Source organism: Actinosynnema sp., from assembly GCF_052038725.1.
The window spans coordinates 1-5,431 of the sequence record NZ_JBQGCX010000511.1; the positions used below are offsets into that span (position 1 = coordinate 1).

Annotated in this window: 5 protein-coding genes; 3 read left to right on the top strand and 2 right to left on the bottom strand. The window is 74.1% G+C overall.

Going from position 1 to position 5,431, the window contains the following annotated elements; all coding sequences use genetic code 11:
• The 3 genes from ACTUAL_RS10170 to ACTUAL_RS10180 all read left to right on the top strand — a co-directional run.
• Positions 1-485 (top strand): SidA/IucD/PvdA family monooxygenase (locus tag ACTUAL_RS10170; protein WP_440900096.1); only part of this gene is annotated, 485 nt, incomplete at its 5' end.
• 10 nt (positions 486-495) lie between these two features.
• Complete coding sequence (locus ACTUAL_RS10175) at positions 496-1,152, top strand: FMN-binding negative transcriptional regulator (RefSeq protein ID WP_096495519.1); 657 nt, start codon at positions 496-498, stop codon at positions 1,150-1,152.
• Positions 1,149-2,657 carry an AMP-binding protein gene (locus ACTUAL_RS10180; protein ID WP_440900097.1) on the top strand — a complete coding sequence of 503 codons (1,509 nt, stop codon included), beginning with the start codon at positions 1,149-1,151 and terminating at the stop codon, positions 2,655-2,657. Before ACTUAL_RS10175 ends, ACTUAL_RS10180 begins: the two co-directional genes overlap by 4 nt.
• Positions 2,658-2,699: 42 nt before the next feature.
• Here the strand turns inward: ACTUAL_RS10180 and ACTUAL_RS10185 are convergent, their stop codons facing one another.
• The gene (locus tag ACTUAL_RS10185) at positions 2,700-3,938 is read right to left on the bottom strand and encodes an MFS transporter (protein ID WP_440900098.1); all 1,239 of its coding nucleotides are present in this window, start codon (positions 3,936-3,938) and stop codon (positions 2,700-2,702) included.
• A partial coding sequence (locus tag ACTUAL_RS10190; RefSeq protein WP_440900099.1) for a carbamoyltransferase C-terminal domain-containing protein occupies positions 3,935-5,431 on the bottom strand: 1,497 nt, incomplete at its 5' end. The genes ACTUAL_RS10185 and ACTUAL_RS10190, both read right to left, overlap by 4 nt.

The following is a 5,431-nucleotide window of genomic DNA, read 5'->3' on the forward strand; positions in this document are numbered from 1 at the left end:
CGGTCAGGCAGGCGCTGCTGGCCCACCACGGGAACACGAACTACTCGGTGGTCGACGCCGACCTGTCGCTGGAGCTGTACCGGCGGCGCTACCAGGAGCGGGTCACCGGCTCGTCGCGGCTGCGCGTGGTCAACGTCTCGCGGGTGCGCTCGGTGAGCGAGCGGTCCGACGGGGTGGCGGTGCAGGTGGAGTACCTGCCGACGGGCGTGGTGGGCACGCTCGTGGCCGACGCGGTGGTCTGCGCCACCGGCTACCGGCCCGCCGACCCGACGCCGCTGCTGCGGGGCCTGGCCAAGCTGGACGGGGCGGGCAGGCCGGTGCTGGACCGGGACCACCGGGTCGTCACCTCCGGCTCGGTGCGCGCCGGGATCTACCTGCAGGGCGCGGTGACCGAGCCGACGCACGGGCTGTCCGCGGGCCTGCTGTCCACCACCGCGGTCCGGGCGGGCGAGATCGTCCGGGCGATCCTCGACGAGGGCAGGTAGGCGAGCCGACATGCACGTGCCACCGATGTACCGGGCCGACGACGAGGACCGGGCGCGCCAGGTCGTCCACGACTACCCGCTGGCCACGCTGGTCAGCAACGGCCCGCGCGTCCCGCACGCCACGCACCTGCCGGTGGTGGCCGCGCCGGGCGCCCCGCAGTCCGGGGACCTCGCGGGCAGCACGCTGTGGGGGCACCTCAACCGGGCGAACGCGCACTGGCGGGCGCTGGCGGGCGGCGTCCACGCGGTGCTGGTGTTCACCGGGCCGCACGCCTACATCACCCCGGCGATCTACCGCACCACGCCCGCGGTCCCGACCTGGGACTTCGTGTCGGTGCACCTGCACGGCCGGGTCGAGCCGATCGACGGCGAGGCCGGGACCCTGGAGGTGGTGAAGCGGACCGCCGAGCTGTTCGAGAGCGCCTTCGGCGCGGGCTGGGCGGCCGAGCCGTCGCACGGGCACTTCGCGCGGATCGTGGGCGGTGTCGGCGCGTTCCGCTTCCACGTGGAGTCGGTGGACTCGATGTTCAAGCTCAGCCAGGAGAAGGACCGGGACGTGCGGGTGCGGATCATCGCCAGCCTGCGCGAGGGGTCGGGTCCCGCCGCGGAGCTGGGACGGATCATGCACGAGCACGGCCTTGGCGGACGGGGAGCGGAGGGCGCATGAGGACGCTGTGGGGTGGCGCGGCCGACCCGCCGTGCCTGCTGGAGGCGCTGGCGGAGCACCGGCGGTCGGAGCGGGTCGCGGTGGTGGACGGCGAGCGGTCCTTCACCTACGCCCGGCTGCACGGCTGGGTGGGCGAGATCGCGCACCTGCTGGCCGCGCGCGGCGTGGGGCCCGGCGACCGGGTGGCGGTGACGGGGGCGCGCGGCGCGGAGGTCGTGGCGGCGTTCCTGGCGGTGGCGGCGGTGGGCGCGGCGTACGTGCCGCTGGACGCGTCGTACCCGCCGAGGCGGCTGGCGCACATGCTGGCCGACAGCGCGGCGTCGCTGGTGCTCAGCGCGGGCGACGCCTACGTCGAGTCGGCGGTGCCGATCCCCGAGCCGGGGGCGGGTCGGGAGCACCCGGCGGTGGCGTGCGCGCCGGACCTGCCGGTGTACGTGATCTACACGTCCGGGTCGACGGGCTGGCCCAAGGGGGTGGCGCTGCCGCACTCCTGCGTCGACAACATGGCCGAGTGGCAGCGCACCCACTCCCCCCGCCCGGACCTGCGCACCGCGCAGTTCGCGCCGCTGAACTTCGACGTGTGGTTCCAGGAGGTGCTGGGGACGCTCGGGGGCGGCGGGACGCTGCTGATCGTGCCCGAGGAGCTGCGGCAGGACCCGTTCGAGCTGCTGGACTGGCTGGTCGAGCACCGGGTGGAGCGGCTGTTCCTGCCGAACGTGGCGCTGAACATGCTGGCGCTGGCCGCGTCGGCGGAGGAGTCGCTGGCGGGCCTGGCGCTGGTGGAGGTCAACACGGCGGGCGAGCAGCTGCTGTGCACCCCGGCGATCCGGGCGCTGTTCGCGCGGCTGCCGGGGTGCAGGCTGACCAACCACTACGGGCAGAGCGAGTCGGCGATGGTCACCTCGCACGTGCTGACCGGTCCGAGCTCGTCGTGGCCGTCGCTGCCGCCGATCGGGGTGCCGCTGCCGGGCACGGAGCTGCTGGTGGACCCGGTGGACCCGGCGACGCCCGAGGTGGGCGAGCTGCTGGTGGCGGGCCTGCCGCTGGCGCTGGGCTACCTGAACCAGGAGGAGCTGAACGCGGCCCGCTACACCGCCGTGCCGACCACGCCGCACGGGCACGAGCGGGCGTTCCGCACCGGCGACCTGGTGCGGGTGGAGCGGGGGGTGGTGCAGTTCCTGAGCAGGCTGGACCACGACGTGAAGATCCGCGGCTACCGGGTGAACCCGCTGGAGGTCGACGCGTGGCTGCTGGAGCAGCCGGGTGTGGCGGCGGCGGTGTGCGTGGTGGTGGAGACCGGGGAGGGCGCGCGGGGGCTGCGGGCGGCGGTGACGCCGGAGCGGGGTGCGGAGCTGGACGTGTCCGCGCTGATGGGGGCGCTGGAGGCGGTGCTGCCCGCGCACTCGGTGCCGCAGTCGGTCACCGTGCTGCCGGAGCTGCCGCGCACGCCCAGCGGCAAGGTGGACCGCGAGGCCGTGGCCGGGGGCATCGCCTCGGCGCTGTGAGCGCGCGGCGCCCCGCCCGCGCGTCGGGCGGGGCCGCGCGGGTCAGGCCTCGGGGGCGGCGGTGGGGACCTCGCGGACGTGGCGGATGCGGGTGCAGGCGATGTAGGCGCCGGAGCTGAGGATGCCGATCGAGCCGATGACCAGGGCCGTCGTGGCGCTGAGGACGTCGCCGACCACGCCGCCCAGCAGCGCGCCCACCGGGCACACCCCCATCACGATCATGCGGATCGCGGCGTTCATCCGGCCCTGGAGGTGGTCGGGGGTGACGGCGCTGCGGTAGCTGCGCTGGTTGACGTTGTAGACGATCACCATGACCGCGTCGACGAAGTGCATGACCACGATGAGGACCACCGCGGCGGGCTTGGGCACCAGCGTCGCGACCGGGATCAGCAGCGACGCGCCGCCCGCCAGCCACTGGGTGAGCACGAGCAGCCTGCCGAGGGGGAGCCTGCGCGAGACCCGGCCGGACACCAGCGCGCCGACCACGCCGCCCACGCCGGACGAGGACAGGATCAGGCCGATGTAGATCGGCTCCAGGCCCAGCGTGCGGGTGATGAAGATCAGGAACACCGGCTCGATGAAGAACGTGAACAGGTTGAACAGCAGGGCCGTGATCGCCAGGGTGCGCACGACCGGGTTGCCGAAGACGAAGCGCAGGCCCTCGCCGATCTCCCCCCAGAAGCCCGCCCTGGTGGCGTCCTCCAGCTCGTCGTCGGGCTCGACGTCCTCCTCCCGCACCCGCACCCGCAGCGTGAACAGCGCGGACGCCAGGGAGGAGGCGGTGTTGAACAGCAGCGCGAACGGCGCGGTGAGCACCTGCACGAGCGCGCCGCCCACGGCCTCGCCCGCCATCCGCGAGGCGTTGCTGCTGATCTCCAGCTTGCCGTTGCCGTCGACCAGGTCGGCGCGGTCGACCACGCCGGGCAGGATCGCCGCGCCGCCGATGTCGGCCACCACCGTCCCCACCCCGACGAGCAGGCCGAGCACGCTCGCGAGGGGGATGAGCAGCAGCAGCAGGCCGCGGGCGAGGTCGGCGCCGACGATGACCCGCCGCTTGGGCAGCCGGTCGAGCCACACCCCGACGAACAGGCTGATCAGCACGTACGGCAGGAACGTGACGGCCGAGAGCACGCCCATCTGGAGCACGGTGGCGTCCAGGGTCAGCGCCGCGAGCAGCGGGATCACGCCCGCGGTGATCTCGGCCCCGAACATCGACAGCGTCTGGCCGAGCCACAGGTTGCGGAAGTTCGCCCGCCGGAGCAGTCCGGTCTGCCCGCTCATCTGCCACGCCCTCCGGGTGGGAACTGCGCGCCAGGTCCCTGGTCGCGCCGGAACTCGTCGACCCAGAACTGGAACGCGGGGTCGACCGAGCCAATGTAGTCGGCGAGCGCGTTGAGGTCGGCCGACGCGCCCGGATCGGGTTCGGACCGCATTTGCGGGAGTTGCGTCATGAGGTACATCGCGCTTTCGGTGTACCCCGCCCCGATCCACCGGTCCCACGCCTCGTCCCGATCCGCCTCCTGGTTCGCGAACAAATGCTCGCGGCGCATTCGCGGGGGTCTCGACGATTGTCCGGGGTCGATCCGCAGCGCGATCCTGCGGCCGTTCGCGTAGAGCACCCCGATGCCCTTTCTGAGGCAGAGCACGAGCGCTTCGGCGACGGTGTCGGCGATGGGCTCGCCCCGGTCGTTGAGCGAGGTGTTGCACAGCACCGGGACGCCGGTCTCGGCGTGGAACGCGCTGAGCGCGCGGTGCAGGAGCGGGTTGGTCGCCTCGGTGACGGTCTGGTGCCGCGCGGTGCCGTCGAGGTGGGCGATCGCGGGCACCCGGTCCAGCACCTCGGGTCGCACCCGCACCGCCTCCAGCATGTACGGCGAGGGGCGCGGGCAGTCGAACCAGGCGTGGGCGTGCTCGGCCAGGACGACCGGGGCGACGGGCCGCCACCACTGGCGCTGCTTGTGCTCGTTGAGCAGCCGCTTGGTGTCGGCCGAGCGCGGGTCGCCCAGCAGGCTGCGGTGGCACAGGGCGCGCGGGCCGATCTCCGCCTCCCCGTCGACCCAGGCCAGCGGGGCGGCGGTGACGTCGCGGACGAACCGCTCGGGCGAGAAGTCCGACACCTCCAGCACGTGGTCGGCGAACTCCGCGAGCGCCGCGTCCAGGTCGCGGGCGGGGGCGCCCCGGTAGGCGTCGCGCAGCTCGTGCCCGGCGGCGCGGAGGGTGCCGTCGCCGAGGAAGCCGAGCAGGCCCAGGCCGTAGGACTGGCCGGAGTCGTTGGCGCACGGCGGGGTCAGCAGGCCGAGGAAGCCGAACTCGTCGAGCAGGAAGGTGTTCGTCGGGCAGTTGAGCGCGAACCCGCCGCTCATCGACAGGTAGGCCTGGCGCGGGTCGACGCCGCCGAGGTCGAGCAGGGCGCGGACGTTGCGCAGGGCGACGTCCTCGCAGGCCCGCTGCACGACCTTCATGACCGCGCTCTGCAGGTGCTCCTCGGCGGTGAAGGCCGGGTCGAGCGCCGCACCGCCGGGGTCCGCCCCGTCGAGGTGGACGCCGAGGTGGGCGCGGGCGGCGTCGACGATCGCCTGGACGAACGGCACCGCCTGCGACACCGGGTGCGCGCGCCCGCCGCGCAGGTCCAGCTCCCGCACGCCCGCCACGTCGAAGTCGACGGCGGTGGCGCAGGCGGTGGCCAGCGCCATGAGGGTGCCCGGCTCCTTGCCGAAGAGCTGCTCGGCCGCCGAGTACAGCGGCGCGGGCGACTCGACGGGCGCGTAGGTGAT